21 protein-coding genes, 3 tRNA genes, 1 rRNA gene, 1 other RNA gene and 1 riboswitch are annotated in these 25,428 nt (G+C 66.5%); of the genes, 2 read left to right on the forward strand and 24 right to left on the reverse strand.

The window, feature by feature from the left end; genetic code table 11:
- Positions 1 to 913: ribosomal RNA gene (locus ACW4QM_RS04330) — 16S ribosomal RNA — on the reverse strand; the annotation flags it as partial.
- A 504-nt stretch (positions 914 to 1,417) separates the two neighbouring features.
- On the opposite strand from ACW4QM_RS04330, the gene ACW4QM_RS04335 reads away from it, so the two are divergent.
- Positions 1,418 to 2,944, forward strand: a complete 1,527-nt coding sequence (locus tag ACW4QM_RS04335; RefSeq protein ID WP_237975197.1) for a CCA tRNA nucleotidyltransferase — start codon at positions 1,418 to 1,420, stop codon at positions 2,942 to 2,944.
- Here ACW4QM_RS04335 and ACW4QM_RS04340 read toward each other — a convergent pair.
- From ACW4QM_RS04340 to ACW4QM_RS04380, 9 genes are all read right to left on the reverse strand, one after another.
- Positions 2,941 to 3,690 (reverse strand): sulfite exporter TauE/SafE family protein, encoded by a 750-nt coding sequence (locus ACW4QM_RS04340; protein ID WP_161128406.1) that lies wholly within the window; start codon positions 3,688 to 3,690, stop codon positions 2,941 to 2,943. The two genes, ACW4QM_RS04335 and ACW4QM_RS04340, sit on opposite strands and share 4 nt — an antisense overlap.
- 76 nt (positions 3,691 to 3,766) lie before the next feature.
- Positions 3,767 to 3,843 (reverse strand) — tRNA-Glu (locus ACW4QM_RS04345).
- A gap of 52 nt (positions 3,844 to 3,895) precedes the next feature.
- Positions 3,896 to 3,972, reverse strand: a tRNA-Glu gene (locus ACW4QM_RS04350).
- A 21-nt stretch (positions 3,973 to 3,993) separates the two neighbouring features.
- Positions 3,994 to 4,067, reverse strand: a tRNA-Gln gene (locus ACW4QM_RS04355).
- Positions 4,068 to 4,244: 177 nt separating this feature from the next.
- Entirely contained in the window at positions 4,245 to 5,102 is an 858-nt protein-coding gene (gene thiD / locus ACW4QM_RS04360; RefSeq protein ID WP_161128405.1) for a bifunctional hydroxymethylpyrimidine kinase/phosphomethylpyrimidine kinase, read from the reverse strand.
- Between the two features lie 124 nt (positions 5,103 to 5,226).
- The gene (locus ACW4QM_RS04365; RefSeq protein WP_161128404.1) at positions 5,227 to 5,823 is read right to left on the reverse strand and encodes a cysteine hydrolase family protein; all 597 of its coding nucleotides are present in this window, start codon (positions 5,821 to 5,823) and stop codon (positions 5,227 to 5,229) included.
- Positions 5,824 to 5,938: 115 nt separating this feature from the next.
- A complete protein-coding gene (gene thiE / locus ACW4QM_RS04370) occupies positions 5,939 to 6,610 on the reverse strand; it encodes a thiamine phosphate synthase (RefSeq protein ID WP_114539908.1) in 672 nt (223 codons plus the stop codon).
- A 256-nt stretch (positions 6,611 to 6,866) separates the two neighbouring features.
- On the reverse strand, positions 6,867 to 8,225 hold the full coding sequence (gene thiC / locus ACW4QM_RS04375; RefSeq protein ID WP_114539909.1) for a phosphomethylpyrimidine synthase ThiC: 1,359 nt from the start codon (positions 8,223 to 8,225) through the stop codon (positions 6,867 to 6,869).
- A riboswitch (TPP riboswitch) is annotated at positions 8,216 to 8,340 on the reverse strand. (Overlaps the previous gene by 10 nt.)
- A gap of 61 nt (positions 8,341 to 8,401) precedes the next feature.
- Positions 8,402 to 9,028, reverse strand: coding sequence for a thiamine diphosphokinase (locus ACW4QM_RS04380; protein WP_114539984.1), 627 nt, complete (start codon positions 9,026 to 9,028; stop codon positions 8,402 to 8,404).
- 178 nt (positions 9,029 to 9,206) lie between these two features.
- On the opposite strand from ACW4QM_RS04380, the gene rnpB reads away from it, so the two are divergent.
- Positions 9,207 to 9,579, forward strand: an RNA gene (rnpB, locus tag ACW4QM_RS04385) — RNase P RNA component class A.
- Between the two features lie 246 nt (positions 9,580 to 9,825).
- Here the strand turns inward: rnpB and ACW4QM_RS04390 are convergent.
- The 14 genes from ACW4QM_RS04390 to ACW4QM_RS04455 form a co-directional block, all read right to left on the reverse strand.
- A complete protein-coding gene (locus ACW4QM_RS04390; RefSeq protein ID WP_022740271.1) occupies positions 9,826 to 10,629 on the reverse strand; it encodes a DivIVA domain-containing protein in 804 nt (267 codons plus the stop codon).
- A gap of 63 nt (positions 10,630 to 10,692) precedes the next feature.
- Positions 10,693 to 10,950, reverse strand: a complete 258-nt coding sequence (locus tag ACW4QM_RS04395; RefSeq protein WP_022740272.1) for a YggT family protein — start codon at positions 10,948 to 10,950, stop codon at positions 10,693 to 10,695.
- Positions 10,951 to 10,996: 46 nt separating this feature from the next.
- The gene (locus ACW4QM_RS04400) at positions 10,997 to 11,794 is read right to left on the reverse strand and encodes a cell division protein SepF (RefSeq protein ID WP_455798218.1); all 798 of its coding nucleotides are present in this window, start codon (positions 11,792 to 11,794) and stop codon (positions 10,997 to 10,999) included.
- 104 nt (positions 11,795 to 11,898) lie between these two features.
- On the reverse strand, positions 11,899 to 12,591 hold the full coding sequence (locus ACW4QM_RS04405; RefSeq protein ID WP_302012672.1) for a YggS family pyridoxal phosphate-dependent enzyme: 693 nt from the start codon (positions 12,589 to 12,591) through the stop codon (positions 11,899 to 11,901).
- Between the two features lie 4 nt (positions 12,592 to 12,595).
- Positions 12,596 to 13,423, reverse strand: coding sequence for a polyphenol oxidase family protein (locus ACW4QM_RS04410; protein ID WP_455798219.1), 828 nt, complete (start codon positions 13,421 to 13,423; stop codon positions 12,596 to 12,598).
- A gap of 24 nt (positions 13,424 to 13,447) precedes the next feature.
- The gene (gene ftsZ / locus ACW4QM_RS04415; RefSeq protein ID WP_157012227.1) at positions 13,448 to 14,569 is read right to left on the reverse strand and encodes a cell division protein FtsZ; all 1,122 of its coding nucleotides are present in this window, start codon (positions 14,567 to 14,569) and stop codon (positions 13,448 to 13,450) included.
- Positions 14,570 to 15,229: 660 nt separating this feature from the next.
- Entirely contained in the window at positions 15,230 to 16,342 is a 1,113-nt protein-coding gene (locus ACW4QM_RS04420; protein WP_231699598.1) for a cell division protein FtsQ/DivIB, read from the reverse strand.
- Positions 16,335 to 17,486, reverse strand: coding sequence for a UDP-N-acetylmuramate dehydrogenase (gene murB / locus ACW4QM_RS04425; protein WP_157012229.1), 1,152 nt, complete (start codon positions 17,484 to 17,486; stop codon positions 16,335 to 16,337). The genes ACW4QM_RS04420 and murB overlap by 8 nt, the downstream gene beginning before the upstream one ends.
- Positions 17,487 to 17,495: 9 nt before the next feature.
- Entirely contained in the window at positions 17,496 to 18,884 is a 1,389-nt protein-coding gene (gene murC, locus ACW4QM_RS04430; RefSeq protein WP_173112451.1) for a UDP-N-acetylmuramate--L-alanine ligase, read from the reverse strand.
- A gap of 46 nt (positions 18,885 to 18,930) precedes the next feature.
- Entirely contained in the window at positions 18,931 to 20,031 is a 1,101-nt protein-coding gene (murG, locus tag ACW4QM_RS04435; protein ID WP_114539916.1) for an undecaprenyldiphospho-muramoylpentapeptide beta-N-acetylglucosaminyltransferase, read from the reverse strand.
- Between the two features lie 4 nt (positions 20,032 to 20,035).
- A complete protein-coding gene (locus tag ACW4QM_RS04440; protein WP_232325586.1) occupies positions 20,036 to 21,382 on the reverse strand; it encodes an FtsW/RodA/SpoVE family cell cycle protein in 1,347 nt (448 codons plus the stop codon).
- Between the two features lie 4 nt (positions 21,383 to 21,386).
- Entirely contained in the window at positions 21,387 to 22,853 is a 1,467-nt protein-coding gene (gene murD / locus ACW4QM_RS04445) for a UDP-N-acetylmuramoyl-L-alanine--D-glutamate ligase (RefSeq protein WP_455798220.1), read from the reverse strand.
- A gap of 20 nt (positions 22,854 to 22,873) precedes the next feature.
- On the reverse strand, positions 22,874 to 23,920 hold the full coding sequence (gene mraY / locus ACW4QM_RS04450) for a phospho-N-acetylmuramoyl-pentapeptide-transferase (RefSeq protein ID WP_114549109.1): 1,047 nt from the start codon (positions 23,918 to 23,920) through the stop codon (positions 22,874 to 22,876).
- Positions 23,920 to 25,422: a UDP-N-acetylmuramoyl-tripeptide--D-alanyl-D-alanine ligase gene (locus ACW4QM_RS04455; RefSeq protein ID WP_114539919.1), complete on the reverse strand. Its 1,503-nt coding sequence runs from the start codon at positions 25,420 to 25,422 to the stop codon at positions 23,920 to 23,922. Before ACW4QM_RS04455 ends, mraY begins: the two co-directional genes overlap by 1 nt.
- Between the last annotated feature and the right edge of the window lie 6 nt (positions 25,423 to 25,428).

Genomic DNA, 25,428 nt, shown 5'->3' on the forward strand with positions numbered 1-25,428 from the left:
CGCTGCTTGTGCGGGCCCCCGTCAATTCCTTTGAGTTTTAGCCTTGCGGCCGTACTCCCCAGGCGGGGCGCTTAATGCGTTGGCTGCGGCACGGGGGGATGGTCCCCCCACACCTAGCGCCCATCGTTTACGGCTGGGACTACCAGGGTATCTAATCCTGTTCGCTCCCCCAGCTTTCGCGCCTCAGCGTCAGTGGCGGCCCAGCAGGCTGCCTTCGCCATCGGTGTTCTTCCCGATATCTGCGCATTCCACCGCTACACCGGGAATTCCGCCTGCCTCTACCGCACTCGAGCCGCCCAGTCCGGAACCCGGCCCGAGGTTGAGCCCCGGGATTAGAGGTTCCGCTTAGGCGGCCGCCTACGCGCGCTTTACGCCCAATGAATCCGGATAACGCTCGCCCCCTACGTATTACCGCGGCTGCTGGCACGTAGTTAGCCGGAGCTTCTTCTGCAGGTACCGTCTATGTCTTCCCTGCTGAAAGCGGTTTACAACCCGAAGGCCTTCGTCCCGCACGCGGCGTTGCTGCGTCAGGGTTTCCCCCATTGCGCAAAATTCCCCACTGCTGCCTCCCGTAGGAGTCTGGGCCGTATCTCAGTCCCAATGTGGCCGGTCGACCTCTCAGTCCGGCTACCCATCGCGGGCACGGTGGGCCGTTACCCCGCCGTCTACCTAATGGGCCGCGACCCCATCCCGCGCCGTCAGGGCTTTCCCGGGGAGGCCATGGGGCCTCCCCGGAGCATCCGGTATTAGCCGCCGTTTCCAGCGGTTGTCCCGGAGCGCGGGGCAGGTTGGTCACGTGTTACTCACCCGTTCGCCACTCTATACACGGCCGAAGCCGTCTTAATCGTTCGACTTGCATGTGTTAAGCACGCCGCCAGCGTTCATCCTGAGCCAGGATCAAACTCTCCGTTCGAACAGCGCCCGGAGGCGCCGACAGATCATGTGAGTGTGATTCTGTTTGAAAACTCTCCGTCGGGGCCTTAGGGCCCCTGACAGGGAAAAAGTTAAAGCTTGCTCTCTCGAATGTCCGTCTGACATCCGAGAAGACGTTTGTTCCGTCTCTCGAATTCCATCCTCAGTATCCGGTTGTCAAGGTTCCGCGGGAGGCTTCCCGCCCCGCCGCCCTCGCGAGCGGCTCAAGGAAATACTTTACAGGGACTCGCATCCCCCGTCAAGCGGTTCACGAAATCTCGACAACTTCGCTTTCTCGCTCGACGGGCCGCCCGGACCGCCGGGGGCGCCGCCTTCCGCACTTCCGAAAAAGGCAGCTCGCATATGATACAGCTCCCGGGATTTCGCGCAAGGGGTTTTTTGAAATTTATTAAAACTTTTTGCCCAGCTGCATCACGCTGCATCTTCTTATCTCGCAAAAGCCCTGTATAATAGGGATAAATCATCGATCCTAAGGACAAGCTCTATGACTGCCGCTCACCGCAACCCCAACACATCACCGCGTCCTTATCGTTTCTCCAACGACGCATCGCGGCCTTCAGACGCGACAAAGCCCGACGAGACGGTCGCTGTCCGTGCTGGACGTGAAAACAAATTCGCTCCCGGCGAAGCGATTCGGGACGATCTTCCCCAAGCGCTGCCCCTTCCTCTTGCCGCCCATGATGCTCTGGAAATCATCGAGGAGGCCGGAGGGGAGGCATGGTGCGTGGGCGGCTTCGTTCGCGACGCTCTGCTCGGGCGGCCCATCCACGATGTGGATATCGCGACGAGCCTGCCCTGGCCCGCGGTGCAAGAGGCCTTTCGTGATGCCGGCTGGGGCACCGTGGAGACCGGCGTCGCCCATGGCACGCTCACGGTAGTGCGCGACGGCGAGCCGTTGGAGATCACCACCTACCGCACCGACGGCACCTACAGCGATGGGCGCCACCCTGACTCCGTGGCGCCGGCCTCCTCTATAGAAGAGGATCTACAGCGGCGGGACTTCACCATCAACGCCCTGGCCTACCATCCCGCCCGCGGGATCATCGATCCCTTCGGCGGCCTGAAGGACATGGAGCGCGGCGTCCTGCGCAGCGTGGGAGACCCGGCGACGCGCTTTTCCGAGGATGCACTGCGCATCCTGCGAGCCTGTCGCTTCGCCTCACAGCTCGGTGTGGCCATCGACCCTGCCACCTTCGAGGCCATGATCGCCTGCAAAAACCTGCTGCGCCAAGTGTCCGGCGAGCGCGTCTACCGCGAGCTGGAGCGCTTCGTCTGCGGCGACTATGTGCACGATGCGCTTGTGGCCTGCGTCGATGTACTGGCCTTCGTGCTGCCGGAGCTTGTGGCCATGAAGGGGTGCGCCCAGGTGACGAAGTACCATATATACGATGTGCTCGAGCACACCGCCTGGGTGGTGCAGCGCACGCCTCCCGAGCCGCTGCAGCGCTGGAGCGCCCTGTTCCACGACATGGGCAAGCCCGCAGCGGCGTTCTTCGAGGAGACCGACGAGGGGCCCGTGGAGCACTTCTACGGCCATGCCGCCGTCAGCGTGTCGCTGGCCTGCGGCATCATGCACCGCCTCCCCTTCCCTGCCTGGCTGCGCCGGGACGTGCCGCCTCTCGTGCGGGCCCACGACGACGTGGTGCCCCCCAACGCCCGAGCCGTGCGCCGCATGCTGGGGCGGCTCGGGGGACGCACCGACCTGTTCGCGGCCCTCTGCGACATCAAGCGGGCCGACGCCCTGGCCCAGGCGCCGTTCTGCGCTCCCCGAGCCGATGCCGCCGACGAGCTGCGCGCCCTCATGGAGCAGATCTTGGAAGAGGAGGCCGCTTTCACGGTGAAGCACCTCGCCATAAACGGCCGCGACATCATGGCCCTCGGCGTGGCGGCCGGCCCGGAGGTGGGCCGCCTGCTGGATGCGTGCCTGGACGCCGTCATCGACGAGCGCGTCCCCAACGAGCGCGAGGAGCTGCTCGCCTTCGCGGAAAAGCTTCGCAGGGAGACGTCCTAGGCCAGAAGGTCGGTAACGAGGCGAATGGCGAACAGGACAATGACGACGAGCATGATGGGGCGCAGGATGAGCGCCCCTTTCTTGTCGAAGAAGGTGGAGCCGAGCCAATTGCCGGCGATGTTGAAGGCCGCGGCGGCGAGCCCCAGCGGGATGAGCACCGCGCCATTGACGAGAAACACCGCCAGGGCGGCGACGTTGGTGGCCAGGTTGATCGCCTTGGTGGTGCCGGCGGCCGTGCGCACGTCCTGGTGGGCCACGGCGGCGAGCAGCAACATGAGAATGGTGCCCGTTCCCGGCCCGTAGAACCCATCGTAGACGCCCACGGCCAGGGCGATGAGGGCCGTGGCCGCAAGGGCCTGGCGCGGGGGCAGGGGACGTTCGGCGAAACGGTCGAGGTTCTTGGAGCGGAACACGAGGAACGCCACGGGGGGAAGCGCCACGAGCATCACCACGGTGAGCACGGTGGCGTCGGCCAGAAGCGCCAGATTCGCGCCGATGGCCGAGCCGACCAGGCCGCAGGCGACGCCTGCGACAACGAAGCGCTTCACCATGTAACCGAACAACGCATAGCGTACGGTGGCCACCAGCGTGCCCAAGGTGCTGGAGAGCTTGTTGGTGGCGATGGCGGCATGGGGCGGCAGTCCGGCGAAGAAGTAGGCGGGCAGGGAGATGAGCCCTCCCCCGCCGGCGATGGCGTCCACGAAACCGGCGATGAGCGCCAACGGGCACACGATGAGAAACTCCACGACGCCTTCCCTTCTCGCCTCTCCGCCACACTCGCCGGACGCAAAAAGAGCCGCCCGAGGGCGGCTCGTGAGTTCTTGGTAGCTCCGACCGGATTCGAACCGGCGACCTCCGCCTTGAGAGGGCGGCGTCCTAAACCGCTAGACGACGGAGCCACATGGCGCTTCATGAAGCCGGGAGGCGTGCGGCCTCCCGACCCGGATTCCTTGGTAGCTCCGACCGGATTCGAACCGGCGACCTCCGCCTTGAGAGGGCGGCGTCCTAAACCGCTAGACGACGGAGCCACGAAATGCCACGCGAGAAAATGGCTGGGGTGGAAGGAGTCGAACCCTCACATACGGCACCAGAAACCGCTGTCCTGCCATTAGACGACACCCCAACAGAACTTTCTCGCCACACCGCTCGAAAGCGGCGAGCGCAAGTGAGTATGTTACGGAAGCAAGCGCCCCCCGTCAAGCCCCAATTTTGGGAATTACGAAAAATGCGGGGAGCGGCCGCAACCGCATCGCGTGAAAAGCTCGCGCGAAAACCCCAGTACGACAGAGCTGTTCTCGCCCTAGCAGGGCATCGGGGCACCGTACTGCCACATGTGGTCGAGGGGACCCGAGCCACGCCCCAGGTTCAGACCGGCCGCGAGGGCGCCGGCCACGTAGGCCTTGGCGTCGCGCACGGCCACGTCCACGGAAAAGCCCCGGGCCAGGCCGCAGGCGATGGCCGAGGAGAGGGAGCAGCCGGTGCCGTGGGTGTTGTCGTTGGCGATGCGCGTACCCCGCAGCCACACCGATTCGCCGTCGGCCATGCGCAGGTAGTCGTCGGCGGCGTCCGGCTCGTCCACCCCGTGGCCGCCCTTGATGAGGATAGCGGGCACGGAAGGCGCTGCGTCCGCGAAATCCGACGCGTTCTCCCAAACGGCGACGCAGCGGTCGGCGATCAACGACGCAGCCGCCTCCACGTCTTCCGAAGATGCGATGGCCGTGCCCGAGAGCACCTCGGCCTCGGGGATGTTGGGGGTGATCACCGTGGCCCGGGGAAACAGCTGGCGCACCAGCGCGTCCACGGCGGCGTCGGCGATGAGCGCCGAGCCCGACGTGGCCACCATAACGGGATCGACCACGACATTGGCGGCTTTGTGGCGATCGAGCCCATCGGCGATGGCGCTCACGATGGCCGGCGACGACACCATGCCGATCTTCACCGCATCGGGCCGGATGTCGTCGAAGACGGCGTCGATCTGGGTGCCCACGAAAACGGGATCCACCTCGAGCACGTCGGTAACGCCGAGCGTGTTCTGGGCCGTGAGCGCCGTGATGACGCTCTCCCCGAACAGATGATGGGCGGCGATGGTCTTCAGGTCGGCCTGGATACCCGCTCCCCCGCTGGAATCGGATCCGGCAATGGTGAGAACCGCTTTCATGGCATTCCTTTCGCGACGGCGTCGACCGCTTCCCGAACGGCCGCATGAAACCATCATTTCACACGAAAGGGGCGCGCCTGCACGGCCGCCCCTTTCTGGCAATCAACCGTTGATGAGACGGGGGCTACCCCTCGATGAGCTTCACGGCCTCGTTGGTGTCGACGACCTTGGCGGCGTAGCACACCTTCATGTATTCGAGGCCTTCCTCCTGATTGCCCACGAGGAACGTGGCCGTGGCGTCGCCGACCACGATGATGTTGAAATTGTTGAAGTAGGCGTCGGCCACCGTATGCTTCACGCAGATGTTCGTGTCCATGCCGCAGCAGATGAGCGTGTCGACGCCCAGCTCGTTCAACAGCAAAAGCAGTCCCGTCTGGAAGAAGCCGCTGTAGCGGCGCTTCTCCACCACGTAATCGGAGGGCTGAGGATCAAGCAGCGGCGAGGTCTGGGCCTCCGGGGTACCGGCGATGCCGTGGGCGCCCCACAGGGCCAACTCGCGATCGATGCCGGGGAGGTGGGCGTCGTTGGTGAAGACGACGGGCATACCGGCGGCGCGGGCGGCCGTCGTGAGCTTGGCCGTCTGCTGGATGGCAGGCAGGAGCACCGGCTCGAGCGGGCCTCCCGTGGGATCGCCCAGCTCGTCGATGACGAGCAGCGCGCACTTCGCGCGATCGATGGAAGTGAGGTCGATGAGGTCGTTGTTGTTCTCGTCGCCGAGCATGGATGTTCCTTTCTCGCTAACGGGTCTTCCGATTCCCGTCCCGTTTCTCCCTGCGCGTTGCCCGAAGCCAGGAGCGCCGCCCCTTTCGCGTCTGCGGCAAGCAGGCGACCATGACTTAAATACTCAGGGTTTCGTCGATGATACGGGAAAGCTCGCGTGTTGCGGCCTCAATATCGTCAGCGGCGAAGATGGCGCTCACCACGGCGGCGCCGTCAACGTCCAGCTCGGACAGGCACGGCACCGTGGCGGCATTCACGCCGCCGATGGCGACGACGGGGATGTCCACGGCAGCGACGATAGCGCGGAACTCCTCGGCTGCGAGCACCCCGGCCTCGGGCTTGGTGGCCGTGCCGGTCACGCCGCCGACGCCCAGGTAGTCGGCACCGGCCGCCTCGGCTGCCCGCGCCTGCTCCACCGTCTGGGTGGATACGCCCACGATGGCGTCAGGGCCGAGCAGCGCCCGCGCTCGCTCGCAGGCCATGTCGTCCTGGCCTACGTGCACCCCGTCGGCGCCCACGGCGAGCGCGCATTCCACGTCGTCGTTCACCACGAAAGGCACGCCGGCCGCGCGGCAGAGCGCGAGCAGCTCCTCCGCCTCGGCCCGCAGCGCATCGCCGGTCGCCTGCTTGTCGCGCAGCTGCACGAAGGTCGCACCCCCGGCAAGCGCCGCTTCCACGCATTCCGCCAGCGTCCGCTCTCCGAGCCACGCGTTGTCCGTCACCGCGTACAGCTTCAAGGCACAGCGAATGGCCTCCGCCGACCACTTTCCACGTTCCCGTACAGGCATGTTCACTCCTTGTTCCAAACCAGGTGTTCGTTCTGGTCACTTTTTTCGAGTTGTTAGACATTGCGCAAGCGCGATGCCGAGCAAACAGGAGGAAACACTACGAAAATGCCTGGTCAGACCTTTTTAGTTCTTTGTTTCCGCAAAATGCCCTGCTGAAAAAGTCTAACAACTCGATTTTTCTGCCTCGATAGGGGGCGAAGATCGACCCGACCCTGCGCCTCGCGCCCCATTCTCTTCCAGCGCCTCCTTGGCGCCCCTACTCCGCATCCAGGTCGACCACGAGACCGTCCATGATGTCGTTCACGGTCTTCATGGCGCACATCTTGCCGCACATGGTGCAGGTGCCCTCGGTGGAAGGCGGGGCGCTCTCGAAGACGGCGCGGGCGCGGGCCGGATCCAGCGACAGCTCGAACATCTCGTCCCAGGCCACGCGCCGGCGCGCATCACTCATGCGATTGTCGCGATCGCGCGCGCCGGGCACGCCTTTGGCGATGTCGGCGGCGTGGGCGGCGATCTTCGTAGCCACCAGCCCCTCGCGCACGTCGTTCGCGTCCGGCAGGCGCAGATGCTCGGCCGGCGTCACGTAGCAGAGGAAGTCGGCGCCGGCAGAAGCCGCGATGGCGCCCCCGATGGCCGCCGTGATGTGGTCGTAGCCCGGGGCGATGTCAGTCACAAGCGGCCCCAGCACGTAGAAGGGCGCCTCGTGGCACAGCCGCTTCTCCAGCTTCATGTTTGCGGCGATCTCATCGAGCGCCATATGCCCGGGGCCTTCCACCATCACCTGCACTCCGGCGTCCCAGGCGCGGCGCGTCAGCTTGCCAATTTCGATGAGCTCGGCGATCTGCCCGGCGTCCGTGGCATCGTAGCCGCTGCCGGGACGCATGGCGTCCCCAATGGAGATGCACACATCGTGCTCGTGCAAGATGGCGAGCACCTCGTCGTAGTACTCGTAGAAGGGGTTCTCGCGACCGGTGGCCTCCATCCAGGCGAAGATGAGGGAGCCGCCGCGGGACACAATGTTGGTAAGCCGCCCCGTCTCCTTGAACGACTCGATGACCCGGCGGTTCATGCCGGCGTGGATGGTGACGAAATCGACCCCGTCCTCGGCATGGGCGCGCACCACCTCCAGGAAGTCCTCGGGCGTGATGGCGATGAGCGCTTTTTCCAGGTAACCGATGGCGTCGTACATGGGCACGGTGCCGATCATAGCCGGCGACTTCTCAACGAGCGCGCGGCGGAAGGCGCGGGTCTTGCCGGAGTTGGAAAGATCCATGATGGCGTCGGCGCCCAGTTCCAGGGCCACGTCCACCTTCTCCCATTCCAGAGCCTCATCGGCCAGATCGCCCGAGATGCCGAGGTTCACGTTCACCTTCGTGGAAAGAGGGACGCCCTCCAGGGTGGAACCGACGCCGGCTGGAACAAGGCTTGCGTGATGGATGTTGGCCGGAATGGCGGTGCGCCCGGCGGCCACGGCGGCGCGGACGGCCTCCGGCTCGCGGCCTTCGGCGGCGGCCACGGCGGCCATTTGAGGCGTGACGACGCCGGCGCGGGCGAAATCGATCTGGGTGATGGGGGTTTGCGCGTCGGCGGCGGCGCACGGTGCGGCATTGGCCATAGAGACTCCCTTCGTTGGCATTACCCATATCAGGTTCTTCGGGTCGGGGCGTATCCGGCGCCCCCTCTCAGCCTGCCCGACCGTCGCGCGGCTGCAAGCTCCCCGGGTATGAGGTTGTAGGCACAGTATAGGGAAGTTGGGCCGCGTCGCAAGCGGCGTGGGCGCGGACGGCCGCCCTACAGGGGCATAAACACCGCCAGCGTGCCGCTCTCCACCGCGATGCGCGCCGGCTCGTCGACCATCTCGTTGGAAAGGCCCCAGCTCGTGCGGTTCGTGAGGGCCACGCCGTCAAGGCCGTACTTCAAGCCTTCTTCCACGACCCCTGCAGAAACATCGGTCAGCGAGAACACCGACACGATACCGCTCGGCAACGCGGGAAGGCGCAGCTCGCCGGGGCCGACGAGAAACGCGATACGCTCGCGCTCCCCCACTGCGGCCACAGCGAGCCCCCGCTCGGCAAAGGAGGCCAAGAGCTGCAAGTTCGCCACCGTGTGGTCGAGCCGCCCCCCGAGCGCGCCGTACACCTCCACGGCATCGGCGCCGCGCGCGAGGGCCTCCTCCAAAGCCAATTCCATATCCGACGCGTCCTTCTCCGGCGAAAACGCCTTCACGGACATGCCCTCGGGCACGTATCCCAGCGAGTCGAAGTCGCCCATGGCCAGATCAGGCGCGCAGTCCACAGCTGCCAGGGAGGCAAACCCCCCGTCCACGGCGATGACCGCATCGAAGGCGCCCTCTTTCCAATGGGCGGCAAAGTGAGCGGCATTGAAATCCGATGCGCCAACTAATGCGACCGTGCTCAAAACATATCCTCCATTCACATTCACCATGTCATCCTTAAGCGAGCGCAAGTCGAAGGATCTCATTGCGGGGAGCCGCTAGATCCTTCGACCTCGTGCTGCGCGCTCCGCTCAGGATGACACGGTGTGTCACTCGTGTGGTTCGACCAGGGTGAAGCAAGTTCTGCTACAATACCACAGGCGAGCGGGCCAGACGGTCGCGTACCCCCTCAGGGGTGCGAGGAAAGTCCGGGCTCCGCAGGGCAAGATGCCAGCTAACGGCTGGGCGGGGCGACCCGACGGAAAGTGCCACAGAAAAGAAGACTCCCCTGCTCGGAACATGCGGTGCGAGCCGCATGCGCGACACAGGAGAAAAGCTGAAACGGTGCGGTAAGAGCGCACCAGCGCGGCGGCAACGTCGCGGCTTGGCAAACCCCATCTGGAGCAAGCGCAAATAGGAGCGCCATACGGTGGCCCGCCGTGCGCTCGGGTTGCGTGCTAGAGGCGCGGGGCGACTCGCGTTCGAGATAAATGGCCGTCCCCGACAGAACCCGGCTTACAGGTCCGCTCGCCTCTTTGTTTCGTTTGCCTGACGGCGCACAAACTACGTCGATGCTGCGGTTCCGACAGGCACCTGGCCTTCGCATTCAAAGCTTTCCTTCGCGTACCAAAGTACGCTCAGCCGCTTTTCAAGCGAATTCCAGGCACCTGTCGGAACCTCGCTGACTTCCTTGGGCGAACGGGTAAGACAAAAGATCAAGTAATAAGAAGAACCGCCCAATAAGGCGGTTCTTACATACCATATAGATTCTCTCAGCTGATTAGTCGATCTCTTCGAACTCGAAGTCGTCGGCGTCGCCGAAGCCCGAGAGGTCCTTCTCGTAGGGAGAGGCAACCGGGGTGGCGGCGGCCACAACGGCGGCCGGGGCCTGAGGCGTCACGTAAGCGGAGGGCGCCACGTACTCGTCGATCTCGAAGTTGCCGGTGAGGCCGGGCACCACGTCGTACTCGCCGTCCAGCGCCGTCGCGGCGGCCGGCACGTTGGCGCCGATGTCGGCCAGCTTGCGGGAAGCGTCGGAGATGATGTCCTTCAAGAGGTCAGCGTACTCCTCGCGAGCATCCTCGCGGTCGTCCTGCAGCTTGCGGATGGCGTCGATGACGTCCTGGCGATCGGTGTTGGCGCGATCGATGATGCGCTGGGCCTCGTCGCGGGCGTCCTGGATGGTCTCAGTGGCGTTCGCGTTGGCCTTGGCGAGGATCTCGTCGGCCGAGCGCTGGGCGATGATGAGGGCCTGGGCGATGGCGTTGTCGTCGGCGCGCTTGTCGGAAAGCTGGCGCTCCAGATCGGCGATGATGGCGTCCTTCTGGGCGAGCTGAGCGTCGTACTCGGAGGTGTCGACGGTCGCTGCAGCCACCTCGGTGATGGCCACCGTGGAGGCGGCGGGCGCGTCGAAGCCGCTGAAGCGGTCGGCCTCCAGCTGATCCTGGAGGTGCGCGATGGTGTCGTTCAAGATGTCGATCTCGTCGGCGACATGCTCGAGGAACACGTCCACTTCATCCACATCGTAGCCTTTGCGGTCGATGGAGAAGCTCTGATTGTGGATGTCGGAAGCGGTGATTGCCATGTAGGTACCTCAGTTTCTTACGATGTTACGTCGCTGACACGTCGGAATGCCGGCCGTCTGAATTTAGAAAATCATCACCAGCAAACGTACCCCGAATTGTAATACAAGCAGAGCGATGATGGGAGTCACGTCCACCATTCCTCCAAGGGGCGGAATCAATTTTCGGAACAAGTTCAAATACGGGTCGCACAGCTTGCCCAGAGCGCGGTAGATGTCGCCGATGATGCCGCTTTGGGTGTTCGGCAGCCAGGACATCATCACGTAGATGAAGATGATCATGGAGTAGGCGTCGGCCAGTCTCACGAGGAGGTAGGTCAGCATAGTTCAAAGGCTCCTTAGTCGGAAGGTCTTAAGGGCGCGCCAAGCGCTAGATGATACCCTGAGTGCGCAGGTAGGAGCGCTCGGCCTCGGTGAGCTCGTCGATGCGAGTGAGGGCGAACACCTTGTTGCCCACACATTCCACGTTCGCATCCAGCGCGCTGGCCACGCCGAAGGAGAAGTCCAGGATGCGCTTGGCCAGCGCATCGGGAGTGGCCGCCAAATTCAGCACCACCGCATTGCCGAGCTTGAGCGCCGTGGAGACGGCCTCGGCGTCGTTGTAGGCGCCGGGAGCCACCACCTTCAGCGTGCGAGAGGGGGTGAAGCGCGAACCGGAAGCGGAGGCAGAAGTGCCTCGCGAGCTTGCCGGGCGCGTATCGGCCGGGGGCGTGGTGGATTCGAACAGTGAGTTCAAACCCTCGGAGCGGGCGTGATGCACCGCCGAGGCGGCGGCGGAGGCGGCGGCTGTGCCTTCTGGGGTCATCTGCGGCGGCAGCGAGGAATCGACCATCGTGCGGAACGAGCTGGAGGAGCCGCGGCGGCTCGCGGGCGCATCGTCGTCGGGCAGCGTGGGGACCGCCGTGCGGGCGCGCACGGCGTCGATGGAGACGAGACGGGGCATGGAGGAGCGGCCACGGGAACGCTCGCCGGGCTCGCGGGTGGTTACCGAGTCGTAGGGGTCATAGGCCGAGCCGGACGTGCGCTCGTAGGACTCGTCGTAGCCGTACTCGCCGTAGTCGTCGCCCTCTTCGAATTCCTCGTAGTCCTCGTAGAACTCCTCGTAACCGTTCTTACGGCCGAAACCCAGCTTCGACTTGATGTCGCCGAACATGCTCTTGCCGTCCATGGAGCCTCCTGCTTCGTGTGGGCGGTGCCGCCCGCCGTGGTTCTAAGGTCTAAAGGGGCGCTTGCGGCCCCGCAGTGTTCTCGATCATCATACCAGCTTGAAGGCTACTCCTGATAAGATTCACTAAAGATGGCCCGCCCGACGCGAACAATGGTAGCCCCCAGGGGCACCGCCTCGCGCCAGTCGTCGCTCATGCCCATGGAGAGCTCCGTGAAAACGGCGGCGTCATCGGCGGGAAGCTGGGAGCGAATCTGGGCGGCCAGTTCAGCTAGTCCCGCGAAGGCCTCGCGGGCCGCCTGCGCGTCGCCGGCAGGGGCCATGGTCATAAGGCCGCGCACGGACACGTGGGGCAGGGCGGCCACCGTGCGCACCAAATCGGCCGCCTCGACGGGGTCGACGCCGCTCTTCGACACCTCGCCCGACACGTTCACCTCGATGAGCACGTCCTGTACCTTGGAAAGCTCCGCGGCCGCGCGATCGATTTTCTCGGCATGGCGTCGTTGGTACAGGGAGTGGATAAGCGTTGCAGAGGCGACGATTTCGGGAATGCGGCGCGACTGGATGTTGCCGATGAAGTGCCAGCGAGCCTCGGGGAACGCGGCGGACTTCGGCACGATCTGGTCGGGGCGGTTCTCGCCGAAATCCCGGGCGCCCCCCTCGATCGCCTCGGCCACGCCCTCGGGCCCAACCGTCTTCGACACGGCCACGAGGAGCACGTCCTCGGGCGCGCGGCCCGCAGCCACCGCTGCCTCGGCCACCTCCGCGGCCACCCTCTGATAGCGCTCGGCAATACTCACAAGCTCATTCCTTTCGACCGGCGAAGGCACTGTGGCGTCCGCAGCGGCCTCCGCTTTTGCGATACGAGAAGTAAAGGTCGTCGCGGTAGGCGGTGCACTCCCCCGACGACGCGATGCGCGCCTCCGCGACACCGGCCTCGGCGAGACTGGCGCGCACGGCGGCTTCCAAATCGAGATGATCGGCGCCGCGAGCGCACGAGGGCCCGAAGCGCTCGGCGAAGCGGCCGACGAGGTCGGGGACGCACTCGTAGCACTCCGCGCCGATATGCGGGCCGATGTAGGCGTTGTACTCGGAAGGATCGGCGGCTCGCCCCGCACGAGCGTCGAGAGCCGCCAGCGCCTCAACGGCCTTGGCGGGGATGCCGGCGAGCGCTCCGCGCCAACCCGCATGGGCCACGGCGTAAGCCCCCGACGGGGACACGACGATAACCGGGGTACAGTCGGCGAAGCACAAAAGCGCCGTCACGTCCGGCACGGCCACGGCCACGCCGTCGGCGCCGGCGGCCCCGGCGCGCGTCACCTCCTCCCATGCGGCAGCCGCATCGTCGTCCAAGGCGAGCACGACATCGCCGTGCACCTGGTTGAGCGTCAGCAGCCGAGTACTCCCGAGGCCCGCGGCATCCAAGAGGAGCGCGCGGTTCTCAGCCACGGCCATCGGGTCGTCTTCCACGTGATCACCCAAGTTGAGACCGTCGTAGGGAGGCTCGCTCACCCCGCCCTGGCGGCGCGAGAAACCCAGGCGCACGCCGGTGGCCACGAACAGAGGCTCATCGGTTAAAAAGGAAAGGCCCGCTGACGGGCGGGCCTGCAATGTCGGCTTGGGAAGTGCCATGGGACTCGAACGTCGACCTCTCCCCTAGCGGGCGCGCTTCAGGAAGTCGGGGATGTAGTCCTCATCCGTGAAACGGCTCGTGGGCGCGGGGGCCGAGAAGGTGACCGGCGCCTGCTGGACCGGCTGGGAAGCCGGCTCGGTGGAGGCGAACAGGTCCTTGCGGGGGGCGAAGTCCATGGAGGACTGAGAGGCGCCCACCTTGAAGCCCGTGGCGATGACCGTGATGCGCACGGCGTCCTTCAGCTCCTCGTCGATGATCTGGCCGTAGATGATGTTGGCGTTCTCGTCGGCACAGGCCTCCACCGTGCGGGCCGCCTCGGAGACCTCGGTCAGCGTGAGATCCGGGCCGCCGGCGATGGAGAACAGCACACGCGAGGCGCCGGCGATGGAGGACTCCAGCAAGCTGGAAGAGGTGGCCTGCTGGGCCGCGTCCAGCGCGCGGTTCTCGCCCGTGGAGATGCCGATGCCCATCATGGCCGTGCCGGCATCCTTCATGACCGTGCGGATGTCCGCGAAGTCGAGGTTGATGAGGCCGGGGATGGTGATGAGGTCGGTGACGCCCTGGATACCCTGGCGAAGCGTGTCGTCGCAGATGCGGAAGGCGTCGATCATGGACGTCTTCTTGTCGACGATCTCGAGCAGGCGGTCGTTGGGAATGACGATGAGGGTGTCGACCTTCTGGGAGAGCAGATCGATACCCTGGTCGGCCTGATTGCGGCGAAGGCGCCCCTCGAAGGAGAAGGGCTTGGTGACGACGCCCACGGTAAGGGCGCCGATCTCCTCGCGGGCGATCTCGGCCACGATGGGGGCCGCGCCGGTGCCCGTGCCGCCGCCCTCGCCAGCGGTGACGAAGACCATGTCGGCCTCGGCCAGAGCCTCGCGGATCTCCGCGCGGCTCTCCTCGGCGGCCTGACAGCCCACCTGGGGGTTGGCGCCGGCGCCGAGACCACGGGTCAGCTCCTCGCCGATGTGGATGGTCTTGTCGGCATCGGACATGAGAAGGGCCTGGCGGTCAGTGTTCACGGCGATGAACTCCACGCCGCGCACGCCGGCCTCCACCATGCGGTTCACGGCGTTCGTGCCGCCGCCGCCGACACCGACGACCTTGATGACGGCCAAATGTTCAGAGCCTGGAATGTTCGGCATTTCGTCCTCCACACCTGTTGCGTTTTACTGCTGCGTTTGTCTCGTTTCCGCGCGTCGTTGCTCGGGCGCGCCCTGCGGTCCGCCCAAAGGCGGCATTTATGCAGGACATTGTACACGATGCCCATTCGTTTGCAACGCAAATCACCGCCAAAGGAGCCTGCAGATACACGAATACGACAAGAAACCCACCGCATCGCGCTTCGCAGGGCGGCAAAGCGGGCAACCGCGCCGTGCTTCGCAGGGCTCCGAAGCGAGCGACCGCATCGTTTTCTCGCTTCCTGGGAAAACTCTCGGTCGGCGAACCTCCCCGTTTCTGCAGCAAATCTTGAGTTATAAGCGTCTCGATGCGGGAGAGAAGGCCCGCAGAAGTTTCCATATTTGCAAAACCCCAGGTCGTGAGCATTGGCTGCGGGGGTTTCAAAAAGTTCCGCACCCCCTAGACGCTTACAACTCGCGATTTGCTGCAAAAACGGGGGTGTTCGCCGACCGAAGACCGCGACACCTGCTCGGTAGACGCGGTTGGGAGGGGCGACCAAGGTCGCCCCCTACGGGAAAGATCGCTCACGGTTTCGCCCGAGGAAGTCAGGGAGAAGCCAACCGGTGCCTGTCGGGCGCGCAGCGTCGGCAGGGACGTTCGTCCCGTAGGGCGAGCGAAACCTCCTAGACGGCGCGCCAGGTGGGGCGGTCGGGGACGCGGACGTTGATGTAGGAGACTTTGCCGGGGTTGTCGGCCATGATCTGCAGGACGATGCGTTCCTTGTCGCGGATATCCTCGGCGGTGCCGAAGGCGATCTCGATGCCGTTGTCCAAGGTCAGGCACGTGGAGGCGGCGTCGGTGGCCGTCACCGTCTTTACCTGCTCGGCAAGTTCCGTGGAAAGGCCGTCCAAGATGGCCAGGGCGTTGTTCACGTTGCCGTCGGCGCAGTAGGTGCCCACCTCGGGCGTGAGGCCGAAAGGCACGCCGGTGATATGCAGCACCCGGTCGGCGTCCTCGTAGATCTGCGGAGAAATGGTGGCACCAAGTTCGGAATCGCGGGCGGGAATCTCCATGAGCCACATGCCGTCGGAGGCGATGGCCCACATCTGGGTGACCTTCGCGTTGTCGGCCGCCACTTCCACGATGGCGGCGATCTCGCGCTCGGTGACGTTGATCTCCAGCGTATCGGGGAAGATGCGGTTCACGGACACGTCGGCGACCCAGGCGTCGCGGTCGACGCTGTTGGCCACCGAAGACGTGTCCACGTTCAGAAGCGTCGTACCCTGAGGCACGGCGGCGAGGATGGCCATCTCGTCGTTGGTGAGGTGGTCGGCGCCGTTGACCTTCACCGACGTGATGGCGAAGGCCCCGCTGAAATAGAGGGCCGCATAGGTGATGCCCAGCACGCAGACGAGCACAAGCGCCACGATAAAGGCTTTGAAGGCGCCGGAGCGCTTCGGGCGGGCGATGGCCCGGGCCGCCGGCGCGCGGCGGTCGCCACGAGACGCGGGCAAGTCCCCCAGGCGCACCGATGTCGTCACCGTGCGGGGCGCGGGGCGCGCGCCCGAGGCGCGACCGCCGGCAGAGCGGCCGGCCGCCGAAGATGCCGCCGAGCCGAAATGTGCGCGCGAGGTCGGGCGCACGGACGGGGCAGGTCGGGACGAAGCCGGGCGCATCGGGGCCGACGCGGGGCGCCGCGACGGCGAGGCGCTGCGCGAAACGCCTCCGCGCGCACTCCCCCGCGAGGTGGAGCCCCGGGGAACCGAGACGTTGCGGTTGCTCGATCTCCTAGCCACGGCGACCGTCCTCGTCGCGCCCCTCGCCTGTGGAAAGCGCGCCAACCTCGCCAGCAGTCTCGCCAGCGGCCGCGTCAGCGGAAGGCGTGCCGCGCTCGCCGGTAGAAGGCGCGGAGCCCGCCGTAGAGGCAACGCTCGCGCCCGTGCCAGCAGACGTGCCGCCAGCGGCACCGCGCGCGCACTCGTCGCCAAATGCCTCGTCGGCACCGCGCGCACTCGGGAAATCTTCGTCGAAGCCCAGCATGCGCACCTCGGGCACAAGCTCGACGCCGGTGCTCTCAAGCACGGCGGCGCGCACCTGTTCCATGAGCGCGCGCACGTCGGCGGCCGTGGCGCCACCGCGGTTCACTATGAAGTTGCCGTGCAGCTCGGACACTTTCGCACCGCCCACCTCGGCGCCCTTGCATCCCGCCCCCTCGATGAGGCGCCCGGCCGATCCCCCCTCGGGGTTCTTGAACACGCTGCCGCAGGTGGGCTCGGAAAGCGGCTGGCAGCCCTTGCGCCGGGCGAGGTTGCCCTCCATCTTGTCGCGCACCCGATAGGGATCGGCGGCCTCGGCGGCCAGCTCGCATTCCAGAATCACCTCGTCCGCCGCAAAGGAACTCGCGCGGTAGCCCCAGGAGATCTCGTCGCCGCGTCGTCGGGCCAGGCCGCGCCCGGGCCGGTAGGTGGTGACGGAGACGACGCGCTGGCCTATCCACTCGTCAGCCGTGCCGGCGTTCATGCGCAGGGCGCCGCCCACGGTACCCGGAGTACCAACGGCGAACTCGAAACCGCCGATAGCGCGCTTGAAGGCCTCCTGCACCACTGCAGAGAGCGAGGCGCCCGCGCCCACGATAAAGCGGTCATCATCGAAGCGCAGGGTGCGGAAGTCGCGGCCGAGCACAATGGCCACGCCGGCGAATCCCGCATCGGCCACGAGCACATTGGAGCCGCGGCCGAGCACGACCCAAGGCGTGCCCTCGGCCGCGCAGACGTCCACCAGCCCCGTGAGCGCCCCCACGGAATTCGCGCGCACGAAGAAGCGCGCCGGGCCTCCGATGCGGTAGGTGGTGTGGCGACTTAAGGGCTCGTGGGCGTAGACGTCGCCGTCGAAGCGGTCGTCCACAAGCAGCGATTGCACGGGCGAGGCGTGACGGGCCATGGGGCTCCCTTAGCGGCCCAGCTCGTCCACAAGCTGTGGCGCGATGGCGGTCACGTCCCCCGCGCCCATGGTGATGACGAGGTCACCGGGCTCGGCCACTTCCAGCATATGGGGCACCGTGTCGATGCGGCGCGGCACGAAGACGGCATGGGGATGCCCATGGTCGGTGACCACGTTCAAGAAGGTCTTGCCGGTAACGCCCGGCACCGGCGCCTCGCCGGCGGAGTACACGTCCATGAAGGTGACGGTGTCCGCTTCGTCGAAGGCGCTGCCGAACTCGTCGCGCATGATATCGGTGAACAGGGCGACGCGGGAATAGCGGTGCGGCTGGAACAGCACGTGCACACGGTTGAAATCCAGGGCCTTGGCCGCCTTGATGGTGGCGGCGATCTCCGTGGGGTGATGGGCGTAGTCGTCCACCACCGTGACCCCGCCGGCCTCGCCGATAAGGTCGAAGCGGCGACGAACGCCGGCGAACTCCTGCAGCTTCTCGGCCGCCAGATCGACATCGAGGCCCAGAAGCGAGATGAGCGTCAGCACCGCGGCACCATTGGAGACGTTGTGCAGGCCCGGGTTCTGCTTGATGCGGCTGGCCACCACGCGCCCGTCGGGCAGCCGCAGGGTGAAGCGGGTGCCCACGCCCTGGGCCTCCGTGGCCAGGATGCGGGCGTCGCAATCCTCGGAAAAGCCGTAGGTGGTCACGGTGCGCCCGGTGCCGCGGGCCACTTCCACCAATTTCGGGTCATCGCCGCACACGACGATGGGACCGCCCTCTCGCACCCCGGAGAGGAACGCGGCGAACTGGGCGTAAATCTCCTCGAGTCCCTCGTAGTGGTCCAGGTGATCCGCCTCGATGTTCGTGACGATGGCCGCCGCCGGGGAGAGGTAGGTGAAGGACTTGTCGGACTCGTCGGCCTCCACCACGTAGGAGCGGCCGCGCCCAGAATGGGCGTTGGTGCCGTAGGCCCGCACGATGCCGCCGATGAGGAAGGTGGGATCGTAGCCCATGGCGTCCAGCGTGCTGGCGAGCATGGAAGAGGTCGTCGTCTTCCCATGGGTGCCCGCCACGGCCAGCGTGTCCAGATCGCGCCCGAGGCGAGCGAGCATCTGGGCGCGGTGCACGATGGGAAGGTTGCGCCGGCGCGCCTCGATGAGCTCGGGGTTGTTCTCCAGGATGGCCGTGGAGACGACCACCGTCACGTCGCCGTCGGGGATGTTCGCGCCGTCCTGGCCGATGAACACGGTGACCCCCGCATCGCGCAGCTGCTTGGTGTAGCGGCTCTCCTTGATGTCCGAGCCCGACACGGCCATGCCCTGGTCGTGGGCGACCCGGGCGATACCGCTCATGCCAACGCCGCCGACCCCGATAAAGTGAAGCTGCTCTTGTTCGCTATTCACGTCGCCTCGCCTTTCGTCCTCGTTGCAATCCCGCTATTGTAAAGCATCAGCGCGCCGTGGCGACGCCGACCACAACATCTGCCAAGGCGGCCGCCGCCTCGCCGGTCTTCTGGGCCCGGGCCGCCGCGACCATGCCCTCGCGCACCGACGCGTCGTCGATGAGCGCGAAGAGCTTGGCTTTGAACTCGTCGCTTCCCAGCTCGTCGTCGGGCATCATGAACGCGGCGCCCGATTCCACCCACGCGCGGGCGTTGGTGGTCTGATGGTCCGCCGTGGCGAAGGGATAGGGCACGAGCAGGGCCGGAATGGCCAGCGCGGAAATCTCCGCAAGCGAGGTGGCCCCGGCGCGCGACACGATGGCGTCGGCCGCGGCCAAAGTCTCCCCCATGCGATCCTGGTAGCCCAGAAGGTGCCAGCGGCGCGCCTCGTCATCCGTGAGCGCCAGCGCCTCGGTCACCGCATCCAGCTCCTTGGGGCCCGTGATGTGCACGATGTGCAGATTCGGGCGCGCGAGCAGCTCGTCTTTCAGGGCGACGACGGCCTCGTTGATGTGGCGCGCGCCCAAAGACCCGCCGAAGACGAGCAGCATGAAATCATCCTCGGCAAGGTCGAACATCGCCCGGCCCGCGGCGCGATCGGCCTCGATGACCGAACGGCGCACGGGATTGCCCGTCACGGTGACCGGCGCGGCCGCGCCCAGGCTCTCCGCCGAGCACTCGTAGGTCACGCAGACGGCGTCAGCCCGCCGGGCCAGATACTTGTTTGCCATACCCGCCACGGAATTCTGCTCGTGCAGCACCACGGGCACGCCGGTCTTCTCGGCCGCTCGGGCCACGGGAATGCACACGTACCCGCCAAAACCCACGACGACGTCGGGCTTGATGTCGGCAAACCACTTTTTCGCCTTGCCCGTGGAGGCGGCGATCTTCGCCACGCCCTTCGCGAGGGAGGCCGGATGCGATCGGTCGAACCCTGAGGCCTCGAAGGCCGTGAACGGGATGCCGGCGGCGGGCACGAGGCGCGACTCCACCCCGCCGGGGGTGCCGGCGAAGCGCACGTCCCAGCCGCGGCTTACCAGCTCGTCGGCCAGAGCGAGGGCGGGGTTGATATGCCCGGCGGTGCCTCCGCCGGAAAGAACGGCCAGCATGAGCTTACCTCCTGTAATTGGAACGGTTAGATGGGCGCGCGGAGCGGGATCGGGCCGAAGCATCGATGCGACCGGATCCGCTACGACTCGAGGCGCCCGCGGAACGCGAGCGCAAAGACTCCCCCGACCGCGTTCGGCCCGACGGCGCAGGGGGCGCCGGCTCCCGGCGCACGAGGCGCAGATCGGCCCGGCGCTGCTCGTAGACGGACGGGGCGGCCGGCGCCGCGGACACGGAGAGCACGAGCCCCACCAAGATGAACGAGGCGATCATAGACGTGCCGCCCGAGGAGATGAAGGGCAGCGGCTTTCCCGTCGTGGGAAACACGCCGATGACGCAGGCGATGTTCAGAAACGCCTGGAACACGAGCATCACCGTGGCACCGCCGGCGATCATGGCACCGATGTCGTCGGCCGCCCGCTCGGCGATGGCGAGCCCCGCATACAGCACGCAAAAGAACAGCCCGATGACGAAGAGCGCCCCCACAAGCCCCAGCTCCTCGCCGATGACGGCGAAGATGAAGTCGCTCTCCGAGGCGAACAGGTACTGGAACTTCTCATGGGAATTGCCGAGCCCCACGCCGAAGATACCGCCCTCGGCCAGCGCGTAGTAGGAGCGGATGATGTTGTAGCCGGTGCCGTAGCCGCCCTCCCCGTCGTTCCACGGATCCATGAACACGAGGCGGTCGGAACGGTAGCCGGTGCCGAAGATGGCCACGAGACCGCCGAGCACGGCCACGCCCAGACAGGCGAAGATGACCCGGCGCGATACCCCGCCCATCCACATGACGGCGAGAATGCCCACGAAGCAGATGGCCGTAGTACCCAAATCGGACTGGGTGCGGTACATGAGCGCGATGGGGGCGATGATGAAGATGAGCGCGCGCACCATGGTGGCCCGGCTCTCCACGAGCCCCGCCCGCCAATCGACGACGAGGCGCACGGCCACCAGGATGAAGGCGATCTTGCAGAACTCCGAGGGCTGCAGCCCGACAGGCCCGATATAGAGCCAGCGCTGGGCGCCGTAATGGTCGGTGCCAGCGAGCCACACGGCGAAGATGAGCGCCACGGCCACGGCCCACACGGCCCATACAATCGGCCCCACCCAGAAGCGGTAGGGCACGACTTTCCACAAGAAGAGGGCGCAGGCCGCGCCAAAAGCCACATATAGGAGCTGGTCGGTGAAGAAGTCCGTCGCCGGCTTGCCGGCATCCAGCGCCTTCACCATGGAGGCGGAATACACCATGACGAGCCCCACCAGCACAAGCGCCAGCACACACAGAAGCAGCAGAACGCGAGGCCCCTGACTGGAGGGGCCCGCGGACGTCTCGCTATGTCGGGAGGAGCGGCTCAAAGGCCTAGGCCTTCCCGGCCCGGTCGGCCACGAGGCGCTTGAACACGTCGCCCCGCTCCTCGAAGCAGCTAAACTCGTCGAAGGAGGCGCAGGCCGGCGAGAGCACGACCACGTCCCCGTCCTCGGCGATGGAAAGAGCCGCATCGAGCGCCTTCTCCATCGTGCCGGCGGAGAGCACTGGGGAGACCCCCGAGCCCGCGAAAGCCGCCAGGAACCGCTCGCGGGCCTCGCCGAAGCAGACCACGGCCCGGGCGTTCTCTTCGCAGGCCGCCACGAGCGGGGCCAAATCGGTGCCCTTGTCGCGGCCGCCGAGCAGCACGATGGGGCGCGTCGGCAGAAAGGCGGTGAGCGCCACCAGCGTGGCGTCCACGTTGGTGGCCTTCGAATCGTTGTAGCAGGCCGCGCCGTCCACGAGCCCTGCCGGCTCGATGCGATGCTCCAGGGGGCGGAAGGTGAGCAGACCCTCGCCCACCGCCGTGTCCGTGGCGCCCAGTACGAGCGCGCATGCGGCGGCGGCCAGGGCGTTCTGTTGGTTGTGGCCGCCCTTGATCTGGAGATCGTCCACGAAAACGAGGTCGGAGACGCGGCCGTCCCACGCCACGACGAGCTGACCGCCGTCGCCGCGGAAGGCGGCGGCGCCAGTGCCGCAGGTGGCGCGCATGTCGGCGCCGAGACCGGAGGCGCCCCCGATAGGGATGTAACGGAAGGGAACGCCGCCTCGGGCCCGCAGCTCGCGGATCTTCGCGCGCACGGCGTCGTCGCAGGCATCGAGCACGGCCACACCGCCGCTGACGCCCAGATTGGCGAGCACCTTCCACTTGGCCGCGGCGTAGGCCTCAAGGCTGCCATGCCAGGAAAGATGATCCGGCGTGATGTTGAGCACCACGGCCACATCCGGCGCGAACAGGCGCGTCGAGGCCAGCTGGTAGCTGGAGGTCTCCGCCACGTACACGTCGGTGTTCCCGGCGGCCACCGCATCGATGCAAGTCTCGCCGATGTTGCCCACGGCGGCCGCGTTCATGCCCGCCTCCCGCAGCAAATGGCAGGTGAGCGCGGTCGTAGTGGTCTTGCCGTTGGTGCCAGTGATGGCGACCCACTTCGAGGAAGCGTCGCTCTCGCGCCAGGCGAATTCCACCTCGCTGATCACCTCGGCGGAGGCCGCAGCGGCGCTCCGATAGAACGGGGAGTTCTCGGAAATGCCGGGGCTCGCGATGCACAAATCGTAGGCGCCTTCGATGGTCTCGTGGTCGAAGAGCACCACGGCCCCGCGCTCGCGGGCGCCCTCGGCCCAGACCAGCGCCGCCTCGCCCGGCGCGCCGGCGGCCACGGCCAGCGTCTCCACGCGGCTGCCCAGCGCATCCAAGCAGTACTCCGCCGCCGCTGTGCCCGACTTTCCCAGCCCTAAGATAAGCACGCGCCCGAGGTTCTTCGGGGCGTGTTTCTTGCCGGCGATCATCTCCACGTTTTCCATGCCTTCCCTAGCCATTGCCTCTACGCCCCCAGCGTCGTCGCGAAGTACAGCACAAAGCCGCAGGCGGCCAGCATGCCCGAAACGATCCAGAAGCGCACGACCACCTTCGTCTCCGACCAGCCCTTCTTCTCGAAATGATGGTGCAGAGGCGCCATGAGGAAGATGCGCTTTTTGGTCTTTTTGTAGTAGAACACCTGGATCATGACCGAGAGCGCCTCGGCCACGAACAGGCCGCCGATGATGATGACGACGAACTCCGTCTTGGTCACCACGGCGAGGCACCCGAGCGCCATGCCGAGGGCGAGCGAGCCGGTGTCGCCCATGAAGATGTCGGCGGGATGCGAGTTGAACCAAAGGAAGCCGATGCAGGCGCCGGCGAGCGCCCCGGCGAACAGGGCCGGCTCAAGCACGCCCGCGCGGAAGGCGATGGCGGCCATGACGAGCATGACCACCATGACCGTGCCCGCGGCCAAACCGTCAAGCCCGTCGGTGAGGTTCACGGCGTTGCAGAGCCCCACGAGCAGGATAAGGCAGTAGATAAGGTAGAGCCAGGGAATGGCGATGCCGTCGCCCACGGGCACCACCGTGGTGAGCACGCCCAAATCGAGGGTGGCCACAAACGGGATCTCCACGGTGGGCTTGATACCGAGCAGGTTCACCGCCACCAGCACGAAAACGGCGGCGATGAGAAACTGGCCGATCAGCTTCGCCTTGGGCGTGAGCCCAAGCGATCGCTCGTGGGCCACCTTCGAAGCATCATCGATGAGCCCGAGGATACCGGTGGCCACCGTGGCGCCGAGCAGAAGCCACAGCTCCGCGGTAGGGGCGCCCACCGAGGCGAGCAAGGTGAAGACGATGACGGCGATGAGCATGATGACGCCGCCCATAGTGGGGGTTCCCTGCTTCACCAGATGGCTCTGGGGGCCGTCGGCGCGCACCTGCTGGCCGATGTGGCTCGTCTTCAGAAAGCGGATCCAGGCGGGCATGAGCACCATGGTGATCACCATGGCGATGGCCACGCCGAGGAAGATCATGAACGTGGGGTAGGCGGAGAACAGAGAGAACATCAGTTGACCAATCCTTCGACGATACGGGTAAGGCCCATGAAGTGCGAGGCCTTCACGAGCACGGCGTCGCCCGGCTCGAGCAGCGCGTCCAGCTCCTCCAGCACGTCGGCGACGGTGTCGGCGCGGCTGATGCGCGCCGCGTCCATGCCGGCAGCCTCGGCGCCTGCGGCGATATGCCGCGCCAGCTCGCCGATGCAGATGAGCTTATCGAGATGGTGCGAGGCAGCGGCGGCGCCGACGCCCTCGTGGCAGGCGGGGGCGAAGCTGCCGAGCTCGCCCATGTCGCCGAGCACGGCGATGCGCCGGCCGGCCACGTCCGTGGCGGCGAAGGTCGCGAGCGAGGCGCGCATGGAATCGGGGCTCGCGTTGTAGGCGTCGTTGATGACCGTGAAGCCGCCGCGGGCGGCGATGACCTCCTGGCGGCCCGGCTCGGGCACCGACGCTCCCAGCGCGGCGGCGATGGTGGCCAAATCGAGCCCCAAGGCGAAGCCCACCGAGGCGGCGGCGCAGGCGTTGTCCACGTTGTGGGCGCCGGTGAGGGAGAGCGCGCAGGGCACGCGTTCCACGGTGGCGAACAGGGCGCCGTCGTCGTGGTCGGCGGCATCGCGGGCGCACAGGGTGAAGCGGGGGCGGCCCTCGGCGTCCAGCGACACGTCCTCGGCCCAGACCGCCTGATCGCAAGCGGCGCTCTCGCGCTCGAGCGCCCCGCGGAGGGCCGCATCGGGATGCCCGGCGAAGCCTGAGAGGGCCACAGAGCGCTCGGACAGGCGTCCGCGCTCGGCCATAAAGGCGGCGAAGTCGTCGTCCAGGTTGGCGAAGGCGCGGCCCACACCGGCGGGCAGGGCCTCGAAGAGCTCGGACTTGGCCCGGGCGATGTTCTCCCGACTGCCCAGAAGCTCGATGTGGCTCTCGCCCACGTTGGTGATAAGGCCCCACACCGGCCGCACGAAATCGCACAGCTCGGCAATTTGCCCGCGGCCGCGCATGCCCATCTCAACGACGACCACGGCCGTCTCCGGATCGGCGTTGAGCAATGTGCGGGGAACGCCCAGCTCGTTGTTCTGATTGGCCTTGGTGGCCACCACGCTGCCGTAGGCGGCGCACACGTCCCGGGTGAGGTTCTTGGTGGTGGTTTTGCCCACCGAGCCGGTCAGCCCGATGACGCGGCCCCGCAAATGGGAGCGCCAGGCCCGGGCCAGGTCGGTGATGGCCGAGGCGGTGTTGGGCACCTCGATGATGGCGGCCCCCAGCTCCCGGGCCAAAAGAGCGCAGGATTGCGAGGGGCCATCGGTGACCAGCGCGCCCGCGGCGCCGGCGCGCAGGGCGGCCTCCACGAACGCGTGGCCGTCGACGCGCTCGCCGGGCAGGGCCACGTAGAGCCAGCCCGGGCGCACTTCCCGCGAATCCCAGGTGATGCCCGTCATGAGGGCGCTGGCGTCGATGGGGTCTACAAGGAACTGGCCGCCGGTGTATGCTGCGATTTGTTTTGCGTTGAGGCGCACGCCGAG

It is taken from the genome of Adlercreutzia sp. CNCM I-6207 (genome assembly GCF_977072305.1).